Raw genomic sequence first — 20,860 nt, 5'->3', positions numbered from 1 at the left:
ATAAATATCGGCATCACTAAAGAAATGTATCCCGGCGAACAGCGTGTCGCCGTGATTCCCCAGGTCATTCCCAGGCTCACGGCTGCCGGTTTTACAGTCCTAATGGAGGAAGGGGCCGGCCGCCTGTCCGGCTTTACCGATCAGGATTACCGGGCCAGAGGCGCTGCTATTGTCTCAGACCGGCAAATTGTCTTTGATCAAAGCGATTACATTTTCCAGGTTCATGCTCTGAATCGGGAAGGCATGATAGATGAGGATGATCTTTCCCTGATGCACGAGGGTCAGGTCCTGATCGGGCTTTTAAACCCGCTGGGTGCACCGACTTCGGTCAAAGCGCTGGCCGATCATATGGTAACCGCATTTGCCTTGGAACTCATGCCCCGAATAGCCCGGGCGCAGAGCATGGATGTGCTATCTTCCATGGCTTCGATTGCCGGTTACAAGGCCATTATTCTGGCTGCCGATCATCTTCCCCGCCTGTTTCCGCTTCTAATGACGGCGGCCGGTACAATTCTGCCCGCCCATGTATTCATTATCGGCGCCGGCGTGGCTGGTCTGCAGGCGATAGCCACTGCCCGGAGACTTGGCGCCCTGGTGCAGGCCTGGGACATTCGCGGGGCGGCCAAAGAGCAGGTAGAGAGTCTGGGTGCAAAGTTTCTGGATCTGCCCGCGGAAGCTCAGGATGCTGAAACAGGCGGAGGCTATGCCCGGGCAATGGATGAGGCATTCTACCTTCGGCAACGCGAGTTAATGACCAAGGCGATCATGGAAAGTAACGTTGTCGTGACCAGCGCCGCCGTCTTCGGAAGCAAAGCGCCGATCCTGATTACGGAAGAGATGGTGCAAAGAATGTCTCCGGGTACGGTCATTATTGATCTGGCGGGTGAACAGGGCGGCAACTGCGAACTCACGGAGTCTTGTAAAATAGTTTTAAAACACGATGTAACCATCATCGCACCCGAAAACCTGGCCTCGACGGTTCCCTATCATGCCAGCCAGATGTTTGCCAACAATGTCGTAAATTTTATTCTGCACCTGACCGGCAACGGTAAAATACTTCCGGCAAACTTTAACTTGGATGATCAAATCATCCGTGAAACCATGATTACACGGGACGGCCGGGTCATACATCCGGCAGTCAATAAATTACTCGAACCTGCGACCGCTTCCCAAAATGAAATGACGGGAGGATAAAATTAATGGATGCTTTCATTACCGCTTTGACCATTTTTGTTCTGGCCACCTTTGTGGGCTTTGAAGTCATTACCAAAGTGCCCCCCATTCTGCACACCCCGCTGATGTCGGGCGCCAATGCCGTCTCCGGCATCACCCTGATCGGGGCCCTGATTGCCGCCGGCGCAAAGGAATCGCTGCTGATCTCCGTTTTAGGATTTGTTGCCGTTGCTTTTGCAACCATCAATGTTGTCGGCGGATTTCTGATTACGCACCGGATGCTTAAAATGTTTAAAAGAAAGGAATAATGTGAACAGCATTTACGTCAATATCGCCTATCTGGTTGCTTCATCCTTTTTTGTGTTCGGATTGAAGGATCTGGCGCATCCGCGGACGGCAACGCGTGGCAACAGGCTGGGCGCGCTGGGGATGCTGATCGCGGTTCTGATAACACTTTTCGATCGCCGGATCGTGAGTTATGAAATCATTTTTGCCGGAATGCTGGCGGGTTCCGCAGCCGGGATCATCCTTGCGCAAAAGGCAAAAATGACGGCCGTCCCGCAGATTGTCGCTGTGCTCAACGGTCTGGGCGGCGGTGCTTCGGTATTGGTTGCCGCAGCCGCATTTGCAGAAATCATTCTGCTTACGCAAAACCCTTCCATCCAATTCACACTATCCACAGCAGCAGCCGGTTTCATCGGCGCCGTGACCTTTTGTGGGAGCCTTTTGGCCTTCGGCAAACTTCAGGGCATTACGACGGAAAAAGCCTTGCGTTTTCAGGGGCAGGATGGACTGAATGTTGTTCTTATGATCATCATAGCTGCGTTTGGCGGAATTCTTGTCATCGATCCATCGGCATACTGGGCCTATTGGGCATTGGTTGCGGTTTCCTCGATTCTGGGCGTGCTGCTAATTATTCCGGTCGGCGGCGCGGATATGCCGGTGATTATTGCGCTGCTCAATTCATACTCAGGCCTGGCGGCGGCGGCAACCGGATTTGTCCTGTCCAACAATCTTCTGATTATTTCCGGAGCGCTCGTCGGGGCATCCGGTGTGATCCTGACAAAAATTATGTGTAAAGCGATGAACCGTTCATTTGGAAACTGTGTTTTTGGAAGAACAGGATCATCCACTCAGACCGGCCGGGCAGCGGATATCTACGAAGGACGCGTGAAATCCGTAAGTCCGGACGATGCGGCCATGCTCCTCGATACGGCACAGCGTGTTGTCATTACGCCGGGCTACGGTCTGGCAGTTTCGCAGGCACAGCATGCCGTCAGCGCTCTGGTAACTCTCTTGGAATCTCGGGGAATCGATGTTGAATTCGGCATCCATCCGGTTGCTGGCCGAATGCCGGGCCATATGAATGTGCTTCTTGCAGAAGCGAACATTCCCTATGACAAATTAAAAACCATGGATGAAATCAATCCGACATTTGACCGGACGGATGTGGTTTTGGTGATCGGGGCCAACGACGTGGTTAATCCGCTGGCCCGAACCGATCCGAAAAGTCCTATTGCCGGCATGCCCATTCTCAATGTCGATCATGCCCGCACGGTGATTGTGATCAAGCGGAGCTTAAGCCCGGGCTTTGCCGGAATACCCAATCCACTTTTCGCAGCCGATAATACGATGATGCTCTTCGGCGATGGGAAAAAAATAGTTCAGGAACTCATTACCGCTATTGAAGCGTTGTAAAATGATTTTCAGGGTCCGGTTATTATTGCATGATGAAAAACATCAGAAAGTCCATCTGAAATATAAAATGCAGGAGGAAAATAATGAAGAAAAAAGATTATATTCGATATTGCTTCCGGCCATTTTTGGCATTGCCTTGGGAGGCTGGCTCCTTCATCTGCGGATTCATCCCATCAGCAAAGATGCGGAAAACTGAATACCTGCAGTGGCTGGATTATTCAGTGTATTTATTACGCCGGTTTTATTTATCTTTCGATCAACCACCCGTCTGCGTATCTCATCGACGGCACGATTGCCATGGTGCATTTTTCCATATGACTATCGTCATTGCTTTTATGATGTTAATCCTGCCGTGGACAGCTGTTGCGGCCCCGGAATCACCGTTATCCATTGAACAGAATTTTCAGAAGGCGAAACAGAACTATCTGGATAAAAAAATGGATGCTGCGGCGGCGCAGATAAAAAAAAGCGCTGCGTTTATGAAAAAGGAATCGATGAAGGCATCCGAAAAGAGTAAGGCGGCGCTTGCCGATTCCGCCCAAGAACTGGAAAAGCTGGCCGGTGACGTGAAAAAAGGGTCCGTGACATCCGTCAAAAAGATGGAGGATGCCTTCGGGCGCGCTTATCATGCTCTGGCTTTGGATGCTCATGCCCGGTCCGCCGAATCATGGGCGAAGAAAGAGTCGGTCAAGGCAGGTGAGTCTCTTGATAAGGCGGCAACTTATCTGGAAAGAGGCTTTGCCTGGACCGGTCGGAAAATTGAAGCCGGCACGAAAAATGCCCTGAAAAAATCCAGGGAGCTGTCCGTGAAATTGAAAGCGAAGGGCCGCGCCGTCGCTGATGATGTTGGAAAAGGCCTGAAGGAAGCGGGCAAAGAAATTGAACAATTCGGAAAAAATTTGCCCCCGGGTTGATGGTTGCCCGATCAGGTTTTTATAAGAACGGCCATTGTTTCGGGACAAGGATTTCTCATCCCGACATATCGGGATTCGAAATGACATTAGTGTAAAGCTTTACTGAAGCATTGCAAGGGAGCTTCAAATGAAATATTATGTGTCGCTGGTTTCCGCAAGCTTTCTGAAACGCATCGCCAACTCAGGCCCTTTCGCCTGAGCTTCGTGCTTGAAAAAGACAAAGACGGCTTTCCATTTTTGAAGTCGGATTTTTTTGAGCCACAATGAGAGATCGGCATCCGTGTAATCCGACCGGCGCAGCCGCAGATATCCCCATGGCGCGGTGCTTGCGATAGCTCCCGCCGGATGCTCGTCGGTGTCCGTTATGCAGAGGCTGCAATTTTTTGCCCGCAGCAGTTGCAAAGTCATATCCGTGAACCAGGACGGACTGCGAAACTCAAAGGCACAAGAAGCCCAGGCGGGAAGCAGTATGAGAAAATCTTCCAATTGTTTGTGGTCCGCCTGAAAACGATCAGGAAACTGAAAAAGCACCGGCCCCAGTTTGCTGTGCAGGACGGTCAGCGTCCGGAAAAAATATGAAATCTCCGCGCCCACGTCTTTGAGACGCTTGTAATGTGTGATGATCCGGGGCGCTTTGAAGGCAAAGATAAAATCGGCAGGCACCTGCCGGGTCCAGGAGGTCAGGACGGCGTCCGTAGGCATATGATAAAAGGTGTTGTTCATCTCCACTGCGCCGAGATGGCCGGCATAGAAGCCCAGCATGTCATGGGGAGAGATTTTTTCCGGGTAAAACCTACCCTTCCATTCCTTGTAGCCATATCCACTGGTTCCAATATAAAATTTCATAAGATTATTCTACCGTGGCGCCTTTTTTTACGGGGCGGTGACGGAGACGGTTTCCCGAACCACGTCTTTAGCATCTTTATCCTCACGCATCCTGGAAAAAACCGGCTGTCTCATCAGGCCCTCGGAAGTCCAGCCGCGGAACTCCACTTCGCAAACCAGCAACGGCTTTACCCAGGTCACCTCTGTATTGGTTTTGGGTTCTGTCTTAAAAGGACATTTTCTGCGGATCAGGGGATTGAGTTTTCCGCGGATTTCTTTGAGCATTCCGGCGCTGAATCCGCCGCCGGTATGCCCGATAAAAACCAGATCTTTCCCTTCAAATACTCCCAGCACAAGAGCGCCGAAATCGTTCCGGCTGCCCCGGGGTTCGGTAAATCCGGCAATGACGGCCTCCTGCGTGAGGTGCGTCTTGATTTTAAGCCATTTTGCGCTTCTTTTGCCCGCGGAGTAAAGACTGGATGCGTGTTTGGCGATGATCCCCTCCAGCCCGGCATCCTTGACAACCTTGAAAAACGCGGCGCCGTCGGCGGCGATGTGATCGCTTATTTTTACGTTCGGAGACGCCGGAAGGATTTTTTTCAGGAGCGTTTTCCGCGTTGAGAGGGGCAGGGCGGTCAGATCATGTCCCTGAAGATAAAGGAGATCAAAAACGTAATAGACCAGATGGCCTTTCCCCGATTTTTGATAATCCTGAAGCATCTGAAAATCCGGACGTCCCTCACGATCCACTACAACAATTTCACCGTCCAGCACGGCCTCCATAGGGAAAGTCGTGAGCGCTGCAAAAACGGGAGAAAACTTTTTATCAAACGAAATTCCGTTTCGGGAATACAGCCGAACCGTTCCGTTTTCGATTTCGGCAATGGCCCGGTACCCGTCCCACTTCATTTCAAATATCCAGTCCGGATGGTCAAAAGACTTTTTCGCCAGGGTTGCGAGCATCGGCCGGATATGATGCGGTATGGGCGCAACAGGCGCCTCTTTCAGGTCTTCACTTTCCAGGGTTTCGCGTAAATGAATCTGATCAATCTTCTCCCGCTTTGGATGCCGCCCGGGATTGCGGTGCGTCACGTCTTCGAGATTCTCATGGGAGACGACGGACCGGTTGTCTTTCAGAATGTCTTCGGTTGTCGCATAGCGGTCATGCTTTTTCAAAAGCAGCCAGGACTTTTCATTCTGACGTGTTTTAACCAGCGCGAATTCCCCCTGCAACTTTTGCCCGTGCAGAATAAATGTCAGATGCCCTTTTTTCAGCCCTTCCAGAAAAAGCTTTTCGCTGTGGTTTTCATCCGGTTCGGCGGGATGGGAATAAAAGCCGCGGTCCCAGATAATGACGCTGCCCGCTCCGTAGTTTCCCTCCGGAATCACGCCTTCAAAATCCTTGTAATCGAAAGGATGATCTTCCACCATGACCGCCAGGCGTTTCTGGCTGGGGTCAAGCGAGGGGCCTTTCGGGACGGCCCAGCTTTTCAAAACGCCTTCCATCTCCAGCCGCAGATCATAGTGCAGTGCGCGGGCGGCGTGCTTTTGCACGACAAAAACAAGGCGGCCTCCCGCAGGATGAAGGGCGGCGGGAGGTTCGGGCGTCTTCCCGAATTTGCGTTTGGACAGGTAATCTTTCAGGGCCATAATCTACCACCTCGCAGCAAGCTCTCGGGGCATGAAATGAACGTTATGGTATCGCAGCCACTGCGGAGAATTAACGCTCGTCCCGTTAAGGGGTATTATAAATAAGGGAGGCGCTGCTTCACCGTCAGCATCCCGGCAAACAAATCGCCTGATTTCTTAAGGCGGCTGATGGCTTCGGCGTGTTCGACCTGAATTTTATCCGGGTCGCCTTTGCTTTCCAAATGTTCCAGTTCCTTCCAGGCCAGAGGAAACGAGACGGTCGGATGATCGCCTGCCCGCAGGGAGTAAACGCAAACTATGGTCTTGGACGAATCATTTTGAGACCAGTTAATGAAAACTTTTTTGATCCGCTGCTCCTTGGCCATTTTGGATGTGACCAGGTCCGGATAGTTGCGCTCCAGCACCTGGGCCACGGATTTGGAAAATTTCTTGGTGTTGTCGAATGTTGTTTCTTTGTGATTCAGGGGAACCAGCACATGAAGCCCCTTCATCCCCGATGTTTTGGGAATACAAGCAAGCTTTAACCCGGCAAGCAGATCCCGCAGGATCAGCGCCACACGCAGACAATCCGGAAGGCCGGCGCCGGGACCGGGGTCGAGATCAAAAACGACGGCATCCGGATTTTCCGGCGCGGCCGCGCGCGAAAGCGGCACATGCAGCTCCAGTGCGGCCAGATTTTCCACCCACATCAGCGTATCCAGATCATTTACCAGACAGACCGTCATGGGCCCGCCGCTGTCGCGTGCGATTTCCGCCGTGGCCACCCAGGACGGTCGGTGGACGGGACAGCGCTTTTCAAAAAAATAGTCGTTTGCCACGCCGTCGGGATAACGTTTTAAGGTCAGCGCCCGGTCCGCGAGATGCGGAAGAATAAACGGGGCGGCAAGCCGGTAGTATTCCAGAACGTGGGCCTTCGTGAACCCGGTGGAAGGATAGAGGACCTTTTCCAGGTTGGATAAAGACAGGTTTCTTCCTGCAATCTGAGCCGCTTTTCTATTCAACGTTTCTTTTTCACCTTCCGCATGCTGGCTTCCAGCGCCGCCACCAGATCGACGGGGCCTTCATCTTCCTCTGCGACTTCGGGCGGCATAACCGGAGGCTGTTTTTTGGCCTTCTTTTTGAGAATCGTCAGCATGCTTTTCCGGCGCTCATTGGTGTAGCGGTCCGGATGGAAGCCGACGATCATTTCCTTGATGATTTTTTTCATGCGGGCCGTCTCTAAAGCATCGGCCGGGCTTGCTTGGGGCAGGATACCGTCATCGGGAAGAATTTCTTCACTGTAATGCAGGGTGATCAGCGACAGCGCCCCTTCGATATTTTTAATCGCGACAAAATATTCCCGTTCCCCCATAACAAATTTAGCCAGCCCCGCTTTATTTGTCCGGCGCATCACCTCCGCCAGCAACTGATACGCTTTTTCGCCGCCTTTGGAAGGCACCAGGTAGTAGGGGTGATCATAATAAATGGAATCGATATCGGGAAGATTCACGAATTCGACAATTTCGATCGTGCGGCTGCGCTCGGGGGAAACGGATTCCAGCTCTTCATCCGTGACTGTAATATAGGCATCGGGACCGATTTCATATCCCCGGATGATGTCCTCGGGCGAAACGATCTTTTCCTCCCGGGGACAAAACATTCTTCTTGCGAGGGGAGAATAATCTTTGGTGTGCAGCAGGCGGAAAGAAACCCGGTCCGGCTTGACCGCCCGGACCAGTTGCACCGGAATTGCCACCAGGCTGAAGCTGATCGTTCCGCTCCATATACTTTGCATGGCCATTTACGTTTCTCCCTCAGGCGACTTTTTTCAAACTGGCTTCCAACGCCTGCAGCAGTTTGTCAGGCGATGTCGGTTTCCGGCGCTGCGGCCGCAGGATCACAATCTTTTCACCCCGTGCTTTTTTATCAATCAACTGCCGCAATTTCTTTTCGTGTTCATTTTCGAATTTCCGAGGTTCAAAAGAAGCGGTCAGGTGGCCGATCAGGTCGCTTGCGATCTGCAGTTCTTTTTCCGATATTGACGTATGTGGGAGGTCAAGTGACGATGCAGGGATTACTTCATCGGCGTACCGGAGCGTGTTGAGCCGGAGAAGCCTGCCGCTCACCTGCAGGGCTCCGATATAGGACCGCTTTCTCATGGTCCAGGTGCAGATGCCTTCCACATCCAGATCGGCAAGCGCCGCGGCAAGCGTCAGATAGGCTTTGTCCCGGTTCTCCGGTTCCAGATAATAGCCGCGTGAAATGAAGAGAGGATCGATTTGCGAGGCTTTGACAAATTCCAGAACGGTAATGACCCGGCTGTCTTCGGGCAGCGTTTCCGCAAGCTCCGAGGGCGTGACCAGTATATATCTTCCGTCGTCCAGTTTAAATCCCCGGATCTGCTCTTCGGGCGGCACCGGCACTTTTTCATGCGCGCAGATCATTTGCTGCTTTAATTTGATATGATCTTTTTTGTGAAGAAGGTGGAATTGAATGTGCTCTTCTTTGACCGCGGTATGCAGCTTTACAGGGATGTCAATGAGTCCAAGATGGATATTTCCTTTCCAGATTGCTCTGCCTGTCATTGCAAAATCCCCAGACGTTTTTCTAAATTATTTTAATAAAAGTATGCACGAAAGACCTGCTGTCAAACAGCAAAAAACCGGTAAACAAACAATGCAATCAATCCCTGCGCCACTTTTTCACATTACAAAAATTTTTACATTATGGCCATTTTGCCTGCTTGTAAAAAAAGGGCCCGCCGATCAAAAAAAAATGGAAAAGGAGGGTGGTCGCACATCGGAAATCATTATAAAATAAATTATATCAATGAGATGATGCACGCTCCGCTGCTTTGCCTTGTGCCCCTACAAGAGGTCATCCGTATATTGACTTTAAAAGGATTCATTTTAAATTTTACAGATAATACAATAGAATTCAATCGGCTCTGTGGGGCTTCATTGCGGATTAGAACAAGACCAGGTTTATGACTAAGGGGTTTCTGCCATGAGAGAAATGTTTGCATTCCTGAAACGATCACAAACTGCACGGTCGCTGGCCAGGTGGATCGATTCCGACACGCCGGAATTGGTCAAAATCGGCAGAAAAGGAAGATACGACTTGGTTCGCGGTATACCGCTGGCCCTGCTGCACCTGACATGTTTGGCCCCATTCATCGTCGGCTGGAGTTGGACTGCGGTTAATACAGCCATTGGGCTCTATGTCGTCCGCATGTTCGCGATTACGGGATTTTATCACCGCTATTTTTCCCACAGAACTTTCCAAACAAGCAGGATTATGCAATTTCTATTTGCGGTTCTCGGAAATTCCGCCCTTCAACGCGGTCCATTATGGTGGGCTGCCAATCACAGGCATCATCATGCCTATTCCGATAAACCTGAAGATCTTCATTCGCCTTCACAACTTGGCTTTTTCCGGGCTCATATCGGATGGGTTCTTGACCGTGAGAATTTCAAAACACGATATGAATATGTGAAAGACTGGGTGAAATTTCCCGAGCTTGTATGGCTGAACCGATTCGATATCGTTGTCCCCGTTATATTTGCCATCCTGCTTTTTGGGGCCGGTCATTGGCTTGCGGTATTTGCTCCCGGGCTCAAAACAAACGGAACACAGATGCTGGTCTGGGGATTTTTTATTTCCAGCATTGCGGTGATGCATGCCACATTCACCATAAACTCTTTTGATCATATGTTCGGCTTTCGCAGATATAATACGGATGACACCAGCAGGAACAATGTCGTTCTCGCGATTCTGACGCTGGGAGAAGGGTGGCACAATAACCATCATCATTATGCAATTTCCAACCGTAATGGTTTCTACTGGTATGAGGTCGATATCACTTATTATCTCATCCTCCTTTTGTCGGTGCTGGGAATTGTCAGCAGCATCCGGCCCCTTCCGAAAGAAAAAAGAGAATCCGGTAAGATCATTAATGTTTGAATGGGAACCTTTATGTTTCCATGCCGTTTTTTTCCGGGTGACTATTTTGCCATTAATCTCCATCCCGGATTTCACAGTGGCAGATTATACCTCTCAGTCTACTATGATTTTATTGGGATTGTTATTGACCGTCGGATGTTTATAATTATCAATAAATATATGCGCTTGATGATGAAGAGGAGCACATCAACGCAATTGAAGCCCAGATCGATCAAGTCAAACAGATGGGTGTTCAGAATTGTTTAGGTATATCCGTCAAAAATTAAAAAGGAAGAGTGCGGGTCGTCTCGTTTACACCCGGCGGCAGGAGCTGAAAAAGAAGAAATTTTGATAAAGGAGGAACTGATGCCAGCAAAAACCGGATTGTGGATTGATCATCGCAAGGCTGTGATTATTACGCTTGAAAAGGAAATCGCAACTTTAAAGATCGTCAAATCAGAAGTTGAAAAACATCCGCGGGCCGCAGGCAGCACCACGCTCAAAGGGCCTTTTAAAGCAAGGGAGATTCCGGCGGATGACCGGCATGAAAATGAATTTAATGAGCATATCGGCATTTTTTACAATAAAATTATTGAGATGATCCGCCATGCCGACGCCGTCTATATTTTTGGCCCGGGAGAGGCCAAAAATGAGCTCAGGAAACAGCTGGAAAAGAATAATCTCGGCGGGCTGATAACGGACGTACGGACCACCGACAGGATGACCGATCATCAAGTTCTGGCAATGGTCTGCCAATATTTTAATGCGGAGGTTCCAAACGGCTTAAACCTGGTGGAATCACCCCACCAGAGAATGAAAACATCGCCGTCGTCACACCCGCGGCAGCCATAACAGTCTCTTCCCGACCGGTACAATTCAATGCACGGCAAATGAGGGCGAACATTCATGAGCGGGACGGATCAAAAGCTCAAAAACTTTATCATCAGATATTCGAAAGAAATGCTGCGCACCGGCGATTCCATCCTTTATGCTTTTGTCGGAATCAGCTTTTTGCTGGCAGCTCTTGTTTCTTTATTCTACAGCTACTGGGACTTCAGCACCATCATCCTGAATGTGCATGAACCGAGAAAAGCAGCGGAGGCAATCATCCGATTTGTTTCCGATCTGCTGCTAGTGATCATCGTCATGGAAGTCATGGGAACCGTGATCCACTATCTTGAAGAACACAGAACATCCCTTCGTCCATTTCTCAATATCGGCATTGTATCGGCCACACGGGGTATTCTGTCCATCAGCGCAAAACTATCCGTGGAAACACTTCAGGGGCAGAACTTCATTAATGCCATGATCGAACTTATCGTGAACGTTACCGTTATCCTGATTCTGGGTATCACGCTTAAACTGCTTTCCTCCGCCCTGGAGATGGATGAACAAAAAGAGAAATGACTTTTTAAACGCAACTGCTTGAAATACGGAAATAACGATGTTCCGCGGTTGTTAAAAGGACCGGTTATTTTCAGGGCGAAAGATGGCCGGCATAAACTACCTGAAGCGCCGAAAAATGTCGGAGATCCATTGCGGATAAACAGGAGGCAACAATGAATGCCATGAAGCTTTTACGGGAAGAACACCGGGTTATCAATAACACGCTGACCGTATTTCAATCCGAGGTCGAAAAAATTAAAGGGATGCGCCGGATCGATCCCGTAGCGATAGAGATGTCCATCGATTTTATCCGCACCTACGCGGATCTCGCTCACCATGGGAAAGAAGAGAATATTGTTTTCCGGGAACTCAGAAAAAAAAGTATTTCCAAAGAACATTTGGAGATGATGAATGAACTTGTCGAGGAACACCAGTATTCCCGTTCGATTGTGGGCAGATGGATACTTGCAACCGAAAGATATTTTGCAGGGGTTGATACGATACAGGAAATCATCGGTTGCCTTCAGGAATTGATTACCTTTTATCCCGGACATATTCTCAAAGAAGATAAACATTTTTTCACCCCTGCTGCGCAATATTTTTTACAGGAAGAGCATAAAAAAATAATTCAGGAATTCGAAGCGTATGATGAAAAAATATTGCACTGGAAATATCGTAAAGTTGAGTCGACCCTTGAAGAAAGCCTCGCCGGTACGCGGATTTTTATGTGCTCCGATGCGGATATTCCGGGTTATTCATCGCGGTTGGATTATGGACAGCGATCTGCTGAATAGATTTTCCCGAATGTCCGATCACCCCGGCCGCAGAACCTTATCCTGTTGCCGTTGCTGCTTTCTGTAAACGGGGGGGGGGTGACCTGACCGGCAATGATACAATCGAATGTCCGGAAGCATTTAAGAATATTGCGGGAGGCTGTCATGATCAGAGAAGCCCGTTTGTGGGAAAAGCTGGATAATCAAAAGGTGCATTGTTATCTGTGCGCGCATGAATGCAAAATATCAGAATCGAAGTTTGGTGTGTGCGGCGTCCGGCAAAACGTGCAGGGCGTTTTAAACACCATGGTATATGCGGATGTGATCGCGGCCCATGTCGACCCCATCGAAAAAAAGCCGCTGTATCATTTTCTGCCCGGCACCCGGTCTTATTCCATTGCCACAATCGGCTGCAATTTTAAATGCGGTTTCTGCCAGAACTGGCAAATTTCCCAGGTATCCGCAAAGAATGGCCATGTTCAATCCGGCCGCGAAGTTTTGCCCCGGCAGGTGGTCGACGATGCCGTAAAAAATAGCTGCCGGAGCATATCCTACACCTACACGGAACCGACCATTTTCTTCGAGTATGCATTTGATACGGCACAGTTGGCAATGGAGGCGGGGTTGTCTAACGTGTTCGTCACCAACGGATATATGACGAATCAGGCGCTGGCAACCATCAAACCGTATCTTGCCGCGGCCAATGTGGATTTGAAAAGTTTCAGCGAGGCATCCTACAAAAAAAACTGCAAAGCCCGTCTGCAGCCGGTGCTGGACACGATTTCCGGGATGAAGGCTCTGGGTGTCTGGGTTGAAGTAACGACGCTGGTGATTCCCGGCGAAAATGATTCGGATAATGAATTAAAGCAAATTGCCGAATTTCTTGCGGGTGTGGATCGCATGATCCCCTGGCACATCAGCCGTTTTCATCCGGATTATGAATTTTCCGATCATCCTGCAACCCCGCTTGCCACATTGCATCGCGCCAAACAAATCGGTGAGCAGGCCGGCCTGCATCACATTTACATGGGCAATGTCATGGAGGGCGTCAACACCTATTGCCATCAGTGTAAAAAACCCGTCATCGAAAGGCATTATATGGGATTACAAAGCTTTCATCTCCGGGACGGCCGTTGCCCGTATTGCCGGGCTCAAATAGCCGGTATCTGGTCGTAGAAAAAGGCGGTCAGGATAATGAATCCGGGCCTGACCGGTAACTTTTGCGCTAACGTAACTGAAGAACGGGTAGAATATATCGGCAGCCCGTAAAACAACCGGAGGTGAAAAATGGCTACCATAGCCGTCATCATTACGAATATGTTTGAAGATTCCGAATACTCGGAACCGGTTTTTGCTTTTATGGCAGCGGGGCACAAAATTGTTCATATCGGAATTCAAGCGGGGGAAACCGTCAAAGGGATCAAAAAAGGCACGCCGGTTGTCATCGATCAGACGCTCAAAGATTTGAGCATTACCGGTTTCGATGCCCTGTTGATCCCCGGCGGCTATTCTCCCGATCAGCTGAGAATCCATGCGGACGCACTTCGTTTTGCCCGGGAGTTTGTGGAAAGCGGTAAACCCGTCTTTGTCATTTGCCATGGTCCCCAGCTGCTCATCTCGGCCCGTGTGGTGAAGGGCCGAAAAATAACCGGCTGGAAATCGATCAAAGATGATCTCATTAATGCCGGCGCGGACTTTGTCGATCAGGAGGTCGTTGAGGACGGCAATATTATTTCCAGCCGCAGTCCGGCGGACCTTCCGGCCTTTATAACCGCATCGCTCAGAAAACTCCCGGAAAGCTGACGGCCAATCTTTACCCGATAAGGAGAATGCTTTATGGAACGTTTTCAGGATAGAACAGCTGCCGGTATGTATCTGGCGGATCATATGCAAAAGTATGTGAATAAGCCTGATACGATTGTTCTGGGGCTTCCGCGCGGCGGCGTCGTAGTGGCTTTTGAGGTGGCACAGGGACTTGGTTTGCCGCTGGATATTTTTCTGGTCCGGAAACTGGGCGTTCCCGGCTATGAAGAACTGGCCTTTGGGGCTATAGCGTCCGGCGGCGTTTAGGTCATCAATGAGGATGTATTGAACAGCATCCGGATTTCGCCTGCCGAAATCTCGCGCATTGCCGCCACGGAACTTGCAGAACTCAAACGGCGCGAGCAGGTGTACCGGCAAAACCGCCCGCAGCTCGATGTTCAAGGCCGGACGGTTATTCTGGTTGATGACGGTCTGGCCACAGGCGCGACCATGCGCGCCGCGGTGGAAGCGCTCGGCAAACTCGGTCCGCGAAAAATTGTGATTGCCGTGCCTGTGGCGTCGGTTGAAGCCTGCAATGAATTCCGTACTAAAGTTGATGAAATCGTCTGCGGCGTCACGCCCCTGCACTTTAACGCGGTGGGCGCCTGGTACGATGATTTTTCACAGACGACCGATAAAGAAGTCATTCAACTGCTCCGGGCGGCGGAAACTTCGGGGCAAACTGCGGGAGCCATGCGATGAAAGCCATTCAAAGGACAATGCCGGATTCCACGGGAGAGATGACCGTCCGCGTCCCGGTTGGTCATGCCATACTGGAAGGCGATCTGGCGATTCCTCCGCGGGCAAAAAGCATCATTTTGTTTGCGCACGGCAGCGGCAGCAGCCGCCTCAGTTCGCGCAATAAGTACGTCGCCCGATACTTGCAGCGCGAAGGACTGGCGACATTGCTGTTCGATCTGTTGACATCTGAGGAGGAGCAGGTCGACCGATACAATGCGCGGCTTCGTTTCGATATCAGCCTCCTGGCTTCCCGGTTGTCCGGGGCGACGGCCTGGGTGAAAGCGCAGAACGCAATGGCGAAAATGACGATAGGGTATTTTGGAGCCAGCACGGGCGCGGCGGCGGCGCTGATTGCGGAAAATGATCATCAGGATGTGGTGAAGGCCATCGTTTCCCGCGGAGGCCGGCCGGACCTGGCCGGGCGTGGACTTTCCGTTGTGTCGGCGCCGACTCTGTTTATTGTGGGCGGCGAAGATTATGAAGTCATCACCCTCAATGAACAGGCCATGACACAAGTAAAAGCGATTAAAAAAATGACTATTGTTCCGGGAGCGACCCATCTGTTCGGGGAACCCGGAGCACTGGAGGCGGTCGCCGATCTGGCCTCCTTCTGGTTTAAAAAATATTTGAGCCGCGGGGCGTTCGGGGCATCCATCATTAACCATCCGGATTAAATTCAATCAGGCGGGTCAGCTCCGCATGCACCTTTTCATGTCACTGAATCTTGGCTTATAATTCCTTGTCCTCCTTTCTCAGGAGGCAACAGGAAGTAATGTTGCCCATCAACCCGCGGGCCAGATTTTTTTGAATACTGTTTTCGGGAAAAAGCAGTAGGGGCATTCATCCGGAGGTTCTCCGCCATAGTGAATGTGTCCGCAGATGCCGCAGCGCCAGGCTGTCGTGTTTTTTGCGCCCGGATCATTCAAATCGAGCGCGCGGATCATCGGAAGGTCTGAAAGCGACGGCAGGGACGGTTTGTATTGATTCAGGACATAACCGGAAACAATCAGACGCTGAATCTCACTGGTGCCTTCGTATATGCTAAGCAGGCGTATATCCCGGAATAATTTCTCAATGGGAAACATTTTCGTATAGCCGTAGCCGCCGAAAATCTGCATGGCATCATTGACGACTTCCATGGCCGTTTCCGTCGCATAAAATTTGGCGATGGAGGCGCTGATAGTCGGGTCCATGCCGTTATCCGCTTCCCACGCCGCCTTCCATACCAAAAGCCTGGAGGTTTCCACTTTTTGGTACATTTCGGCCAGTTTGAACTGAATGGCCTCAAAATTGGAAAGCCTGGCGCCGAAAGCACTTCTATGCCTGGCGTAATCGATGGCGTATTCCATTGCCGAACGGGCGGCGCCTACGGCAAAAGCACCGATGGCGGGCCGGGTACGGGCGAAAGTTTTCATGGCCAGGACAAAGCCTTTGCCCGGTTCCGCAATAACATTTTCCCGGGGGACTCTGACGTTCTTAAAGTTAATCCCCGCCGTATTCGAAGAGCGCTGGCCTAATTTCGGAATCGGTTTGCCTACGGAAACCCCGTTCCAGTCTCTTTCCACGAGAAAGGCGCAAATACCCTCATGCTGTTTAGTAGGATCAACGGTGGCAAAAATCGTCATGTAGTCAGCCACCGAGGCGTTGGTTATCCAGTACTTTGTGCCGTTTAAAATATAATCGTTTCCGTCTCTTTCCGCTCTGCAGCGTATAGAGGCGACGTCCGAGCCCAGCAGCGGTTCCGATGTCGCAAAACAAATGCGCTTAAATTCACGAAGGATGAGCGGAAGATATTTTTCTTTAACCTTTTCGTTTTCGGAAAGAAAGATCGGCGCCATGCCGAGAGAATTATCAAAAATAGATGTTGCCACACCCGAACAAACGGCGGCCATCTCCTCGGTAAGAATAACGTTCTCGATCAGGCCAAATCCTTTGCCGCCGTATTTTACGGGTATATCCGTATTCATAAAACCGGCGGTAAACGCTTTTTGCAGCAAGAAAAGAGGAATTTCATCCTTCTCGTCATAATGCCAGACGGCCGGCAGGATTTCTGTGACGGCAAATTCGCGGATTTTTGACTGCAGCTCCTTTTGTCCGGAACTTAATTCAAACTGCATAATCATTTCCTCCTGTCAAAGAAAGGTTATCATACGATTACCTTCCCGAATCAGGGTTCATGGAGTGCGCTGTTGCGACCTGATCACCTTCCGGAATGCCGCCTGTCGCCTGCTCATCTTTCATATAATAGGGCTTTTCATTACTGCCGAAGACCACTTTCTTCTCCACGAGGTCTTCTTCGAGGGGGTGCTCATCCTCGAATTCTTCCGCCTCCATTTTGGGCTCTTCATTTTCATAATCGCCGAGCTTCCACATCATCTCGTCCAGGTCTTTGTCGCACACCCTGTCTTTTCCGCTTTCAAATTCTTTAATCTGGTCGTCAAGAAGCCTGTCCAGGGGCTTTATTTTGTCAACATTTTCGCATTCCATATCGTCCTCCTTTATGATGACTTTTCAAATTCGGCGGCGATTGCATACCTCTGCAACTTGCCGCGGGTAAGCGCGCATATTTGGATCTAAAATGGGGGAATCCGCCGCTAAAATCAATGATGGATAATTGTAAGCATAATGGTGGGTAAAAATAACCATTGGGGAATGACCAGACAACCGCGTGCCGGCGAATCTGATAGGTTTTGCCTGTCAATTTGTCCTTATTTAATTATCGTTGTTTTGAGCCCGCCGGTCCGTATATTTCACATCGGGGAATGCGTTCGTAATTTTGCACGCTACGAAACGTGCATTTATTTTCGATGCTGTGAAAGAAACCAGCCTTCAGTTTTTTGCCGACTGAAGTATTTTTCATGGAGGTGTATTATGGCGGAAGAAAAAAAAGAATTGGTCCGATCAGAAGCACGGCCTTTAATGTCTCTCAGGGAATTCGACAAATGGTTTGACGAGGTTCTGCCCCGTCCCTTCACGCCGTTCTTTTCCAGAATGAGAAGCGGCATTGAAGAAGAGTTGATGCCCGAAGTGGACATCTTTGAAAGGGACGGAAATGTGGTTTTGAAAGCGGAACTTCCCGGCATGAAGAAAGAAGACATCGAAGTGACGTTGACGGACGGCAGCATTACCATATCCGGAGAGAAAAAGAAGGAAGATGAAATCAAGAGGAAAGATTATTACAAATTGGAACGCTCCTATGGCTCATTCTGCCGTACCTTCAGTCTCCCCACGGAAGTCAAGGGGGATAAAGTTAAATCAACATTTAAGGACGGCGTTCTCGAAGTTACCATGCCCAAAAGTGACGAAGCCAAGAGCAAAGAAGTGAAAGTAAAAATTGATTAAAGCACGCTCAGGCTGGTTTACTCGAGGGAGCATGAGGGTTTTCGGAAAGCATTATTAATTCCGGCGGCGGAAAAACGGAAGGCTGGTTGATTTATGAATCTTTCTTACGCATGAAAAACCCTTATCATGCGGCTCCAAACAGTATTCGATCAATGAGGAATGAATGCCGGCCAACCGGCCTCTCTGTTCATGAACGCATGGATGGAAGAGAATGACAGGATTGCCGGATATGAACTTTTCCTGTTAAAGGACACCCCCACTGTGATTGAATAATAAACGGGGGTGTCCCTCATGACATGCCTTGCCGCAGTATTCTGCACTTCTCCCTTTTTTGTGCCTACAGACTCGCGGAATGTGCTGATGCGTCGCCAATGCCGGGCAGGATGTCTTCTTTGACCAGATTGCCTTCCATGGCTTTGTCTTTGCCGCCGGAGGTCATCTTTCCGGATTCATTGTTTTCCATCTTTCCTTCTCCGTCGAGTTTCCATAGCACTTGCTCAACGTCTTTGTCGCAGACCCTTTCTTTTCCTTTAAATTCGTTATTGGGGTCTTCCATGACTTTGTCCATCAACTTTTTTTCTTCACATTCGTCGTCCATAATCATCTCCTTTGATAAAGTTTTCCCAGCTGTTATTGTTTCCCCCGATAAAACTGCCCCCAGCTTTTCAAGGCTTGAGTTCCAGCCTTCCTTCATTCCGCTTTTGAGCATGGCTTCCATTTGTTCTTTTTTTGCCGGTTCCGGATAGATGACGGAAAGTTTTGTTCTACCGGTTTCCGGTTCTTCAAAAAGAACGGTAACCGTTGATTCTTTTGGAAAATCCGAATCCATTCCATAATCAGCAGGCTCTTGCATCTCGCCTTTCTCATTGGAAAAATAGTCCGTCAGAACGAGTTTTTTACCGGGTACAATTTCCTGATAGATACCCGCGCTGTACATATCCTTGTCCCACTCGGAACCTTTCGGTCCGTGCATGGCAAAGATGTATTGGCCGCCGACTTTCAAATCCACTTTGATGCTAGGCGCGGTAAAATCCCCGGGCCCCCACCATTGTTGAATGATTTCCGGTTCTGTCCAGGCGCGCCATACGGCCCTGGACGGCGCGTCAAAAACTCTTTCGATAACAATTCCTTTTTCGTCATTCATTTCAGTCCCCTCTCTTTGTGAAATTTTCTCCGGTCATGGTCTGGACGCCCTTATGATCCGGGCAGGCATGCCAAAACCAATTCGCCGCGGTCAGCGCCGTAAACGATTATTCATAACCATCTCCTGATAAACCCGGCAAACAGGGATGGACGTTCACGGAATCGTTAATGTCGATGTTTTACGGCCCCAGAGGTTGCAGGATGCCGTGACCTCGACGGTATCTCCTTTTGCAGCCGGTAACGGGTAAGTGTATGTGAATGTAGAATCAGCCGGTTGATTTTTATATTCATTGTTACTGAGAAGCGCTCTGTTTTTTCTGATCTCGACATATTCAATATGATGCAGGTTGGCCGCTGCGGTGTAGTGATCAATTTTGACGGATAAAATCTGCGTGCGTTCGTCGTATGACAAATCTACGGATTTCGGCTTTGTTGCATGAGCAGGTTGAACATTAAGAACGAGCAGGAAAAAGATAAAAAGAAGAATAGAAAAACATCCGGAATAATTATTTTTCATAACGTCTTCCCCGGTAAGGCGTGTGGTCTTGTCTTAAAACCGTGTATGCTGCAGTGTGCGGTCACTTCGAAGTTGTCATGAAAGTTGGCGTCCCGTCGGCACATCTCATTGACCGCATGGATTTCAAATCATCATCCCATCCCTGTATGCTTGCCGGGCCAGGATGATCCGACCTGGCCATATTGACCTTTATCATTGCCGTCAAAAGCAGCCTTATCATGATGAGGCATGCCCTGAACGCATTGCGTGCCCAGCATTTTCATGGGATCGACCAAAAGCAGAACATGACAGTACGGGCATTGGTAATGCATATATCCCGTGTAAGGATCATGTCCCAAATGGCAAAAAGACGGAAATTGAGAATCCGTCGTCAGCAATGAATCCATTGCCATTCCCCTGCCGCCGCAGGATTTACAAATAATGATGTTACGCATCCGTTCATACCCGTCTGAATTATGAAATCAATTGGACAGGGAAGCCCCCTGCCATGGGTCCGCATATTTTTTAATCTTGTAAACTCTGCCATTAAAATCCGTGCACTTCCAGCCATAGGTTGTCGGTTCAATGACGCAATCACCGGCGTTTCTCTTCTTTAAGATCGCCACAACATAATCGATGTCGGAAGATATCATGGCAACCTCTCCTCGATGCAATGTGCGCTCGCTAAGGTGCAGCCCGATAAATGTGAAGGCGGCGATGATCGGTAAAACCATCAGAAAGAAAATTATTTCATTTTTCACAAGCATCATCTCCTTTCCAATCAGTCTCTCACTTTGCACCCCATGCACCGGCGGCACACTATTATTTGTGCTGAAATTTACAGGATTCGGAAATGGCCGGCAATACGGGAAGATAAAGAGGTGAATGGTAGGCGAAAACCACCAGCAATGGATTTCTTCAATATTAAAAGGCTATTCAAGGTCCTATATATGAAATGAATGACATTTTTGAGAAATAGCAGGATTCGCCTACCG

25 protein-coding genes and 1 pseudogene are annotated in these 20,860 nt (G+C 49.6%); 15 read left to right on the top strand and 11 right to left on the bottom strand.

Annotation, left to right across the window (positions count from 1 at the left end; translation table 11 throughout):
* The 5 genes from CVU71_16430 to CVU71_16410 all read left to right on the top strand — a co-directional run bounded on the left by CVU71_16430 (position 1) and on the right by CVU71_16410 (position 3,785).
* Positions 1-1,194: an NAD(P)(+) transhydrogenase (Re/Si-specific) subunit alpha gene (locus CVU71_16430; protein ID PKN17426.1), complete on the top strand. Its 1,194-nt coding sequence runs from the start codon at positions 1-3 to the stop codon at positions 1,192-1,194.
* A gap of 5 nt (positions 1,195-1,199) precedes the next feature.
* Positions 1,200-1,481, top strand: a complete 282-nt coding sequence (locus tag CVU71_16425; protein PKN17362.1) for an NAD(P) transhydrogenase subunit alpha — start codon at positions 1,200-1,202, stop codon at positions 1,479-1,481.
* 1 nt (position 1,482) lies between these two features.
* Complete coding sequence (locus CVU71_16420) at positions 1,483-2,871, top strand: NAD synthetase (GenBank protein ID PKN17361.1); 1,389 nt, start codon at positions 1,483-1,485, stop codon at positions 2,869-2,871.
* Between the two features lies 1 nt (position 2,872).
* Positions 2,873-3,067, top strand: coding sequence for a hypothetical protein (locus tag CVU71_16415; protein ID PKN17360.1), 195 nt, complete (start codon positions 2,873-2,875; stop codon positions 3,065-3,067).
* Positions 3,068-3,185: 118 nt separating this feature from the next.
* A complete protein-coding gene (locus CVU71_16410; protein ID PKN17359.1) occupies positions 3,186-3,785 on the top strand; it encodes a hypothetical protein in 600 nt (199 codons plus the stop codon).
* A 135-nt stretch (positions 3,786-3,920) separates the two neighbouring features.
* Here the strand turns inward: CVU71_16410 and CVU71_16405 are convergent, their stop codons facing one another.
* The 5 genes from CVU71_16405 to CVU71_16385 all read right to left on the bottom strand — a co-directional run bounded on the left by CVU71_16405 (position 3,921) and on the right by CVU71_16385 (position 8,824).
* Complete coding sequence (locus CVU71_16405; GenBank protein PKN17358.1) at positions 3,921-4,631, bottom strand: DUF72 domain-containing protein; 711 nt, start codon at positions 4,629-4,631, stop codon at positions 3,921-3,923.
* 27 nt (positions 4,632-4,658) lie between these two features.
* A complete protein-coding gene (locus CVU71_16400; GenBank protein PKN17357.1) occupies positions 4,659-6,260 on the bottom strand; it encodes a hypothetical protein in 1,602 nt (533 codons plus the stop codon).
* Between the two features lie 95 nt (positions 6,261-6,355).
* Entirely contained in the window at positions 6,356-7,261 is a 906-nt protein-coding gene (locus CVU71_16395) for an ATP-dependent DNA ligase (GenBank protein PKN17356.1), read from the bottom strand.
* Positions 7,258-8,040, bottom strand: coding sequence for a Ku protein (locus CVU71_16390; protein PKN17355.1), 783 nt, complete (start codon positions 8,038-8,040; stop codon positions 7,258-7,260). The genes CVU71_16395 and CVU71_16390 overlap by 4 nt, the downstream gene beginning before the upstream one ends.
* A 13-nt stretch (positions 8,041-8,053) precedes the next feature.
* A complete protein-coding gene (locus CVU71_16385; GenBank protein PKN17354.1) occupies positions 8,054-8,824 on the bottom strand; it encodes a Ku protein in 771 nt (256 codons plus the stop codon).
* 430 nt (positions 8,825-9,254) lie between these two features.
* Here CVU71_16385 and CVU71_16380 point away from each other — a divergent pair, with 430 nt between their 5' ends.
* The 9 genes and pseudogenes from CVU71_16380 (at position 9,255) to CVU71_16340 (ending at position 15,558) form a co-directional block, all read left to right on the top strand.
* Entirely contained in the window at positions 9,255-10,202 is a 948-nt protein-coding gene (locus CVU71_16380) for an acyl-CoA desaturase (GenBank protein PKN17425.1), read from the top strand.
* On the top strand, positions 10,203-10,448 hold the full coding sequence (locus tag CVU71_16375; protein ID PKN17353.1) for a hypothetical protein: 246 nt from the start codon (positions 10,203-10,205) through the stop codon (positions 10,446-10,448).
* Between the two features lie 99 nt (positions 10,449-10,547).
* Positions 10,548-11,033 carry a hypothetical protein gene (locus tag CVU71_16370; GenBank protein ID PKN17352.1) on the top strand — a complete coding sequence of 162 codons (486 nt, stop codon included), beginning with the start codon at positions 10,548-10,550 and terminating at the stop codon, positions 11,031-11,033.
* A 54-nt stretch (positions 11,034-11,087) separates the two neighbouring features.
* A complete protein-coding gene (locus tag CVU71_16365) occupies positions 11,088-11,588 on the top strand; it encodes a hypothetical protein (GenBank protein PKN17351.1) in 501 nt (166 codons plus the stop codon).
* Positions 11,589-11,740: 152 nt separating this feature from the next.
* Positions 11,741-12,361 carry a cation-binding protein gene (locus CVU71_16360; protein PKN17350.1) on the top strand — a complete coding sequence of 207 codons (621 nt, stop codon included), beginning with the start codon at positions 11,741-11,743 and terminating at the stop codon, positions 12,359-12,361.
* A 144-nt stretch (positions 12,362-12,505) separates the two neighbouring features.
* Positions 12,506-13,516, top strand: a complete 1,011-nt coding sequence (amrS, locus tag CVU71_16355) for an AmmeMemoRadiSam system radical SAM enzyme (protein ID PKN17349.1) — start codon at positions 12,506-12,508, stop codon at positions 13,514-13,516.
* A 111-nt stretch (positions 13,517-13,627) separates the two neighbouring features.
* Positions 13,628-14,143, top strand: a complete 516-nt coding sequence (locus tag CVU71_16350; GenBank protein ID PKN17348.1) for a protease — start codon at positions 13,628-13,630, stop codon at positions 14,141-14,143.
* A gap of 33 nt (positions 14,144-14,176) precedes the next feature.
* Positions 14,177-14,845: pseudogene (locus CVU71_16345) on the top strand (phosphoribosyl transferase).
* 17 nt (positions 14,846-14,862) lie between these two features.
* A complete protein-coding gene (locus CVU71_16340; GenBank protein ID PKN17424.1) occupies positions 14,863-15,558 on the top strand; it encodes a hydrolase in 696 nt (231 codons plus the stop codon).
* 108 nt (positions 15,559-15,666) lie between these two features.
* On the opposite strand, the gene CVU71_16335 is transcribed toward CVU71_16340, so the two are convergent.
* Together CVU71_16335 and CVU71_16330 are read right to left on the bottom strand one after the other, a co-directional pair.
* Positions 15,667-17,004 carry an acyl-CoA dehydrogenase gene (locus tag CVU71_16335; protein PKN17423.1) on the bottom strand — a complete coding sequence of 446 codons (1,338 nt, stop codon included), beginning with the start codon at positions 17,002-17,004 and terminating at the stop codon, positions 15,667-15,669.
* A gap of 34 nt (positions 17,005-17,038) precedes the next feature.
* On the bottom strand, positions 17,039-17,371 hold the full coding sequence (locus CVU71_16330) for a hypothetical protein (protein PKN17347.1): 333 nt from the start codon (positions 17,369-17,371) through the stop codon (positions 17,039-17,041).
* 381 nt (positions 17,372-17,752) lie between these two features.
* On the opposite strand from CVU71_16330, the gene CVU71_16325 reads away from it, so the two are divergent.
* On the top strand, positions 17,753-18,226 hold the full coding sequence (locus CVU71_16325; protein PKN17422.1) for an Hsp20/alpha crystallin family protein: 474 nt from the start codon (positions 17,753-17,755) through the stop codon (positions 18,224-18,226).
* Between the two features lie 337 nt (positions 18,227-18,563).
* Here the strand turns inward: CVU71_16325 and CVU71_16320 are convergent, their stop codons facing one another.
* From CVU71_16320 to CVU71_16305, 4 genes are all read right to left on the bottom strand, one after another.
* Complete coding sequence (locus tag CVU71_16320; protein ID PKN17346.1) at positions 18,564-19,370, bottom strand: hypothetical protein; 807 nt, start codon at positions 19,368-19,370, stop codon at positions 18,564-18,566.
* A gap of 153 nt (positions 19,371-19,523) precedes the next feature.
* A complete protein-coding gene (locus tag CVU71_16315; protein ID PKN17345.1) occupies positions 19,524-19,886 on the bottom strand; it encodes a hypothetical protein in 363 nt (120 codons plus the stop codon).
* A 131-nt stretch (positions 19,887-20,017) separates the two neighbouring features.
* Positions 20,018-20,320: a hypothetical protein gene (locus CVU71_16310; protein ID PKN17344.1), complete on the bottom strand. Its 303-nt coding sequence runs from the start codon at positions 20,318-20,320 to the stop codon at positions 20,018-20,020.
* Positions 20,321-20,347: 27 nt separating this feature from the next.
* Positions 20,348-20,632, bottom strand: coding sequence for a hypothetical protein (locus CVU71_16305; protein PKN17343.1), 285 nt, complete (start codon positions 20,630-20,632; stop codon positions 20,348-20,350).
* Positions 20,633-20,860: the final 228 nt, after the last annotated feature.

This window comes from Deltaproteobacteria bacterium HGW-Deltaproteobacteria-6 (assembly GCA_002840435.1).
Taxonomy (GTDB): Bacteria; Desulfobacterota; Syntrophia; order Syntrophales; family Smithellaceae; genus UBA8904.
This window is presented reverse-complemented; position numbering and strand designations above follow the sequence as displayed.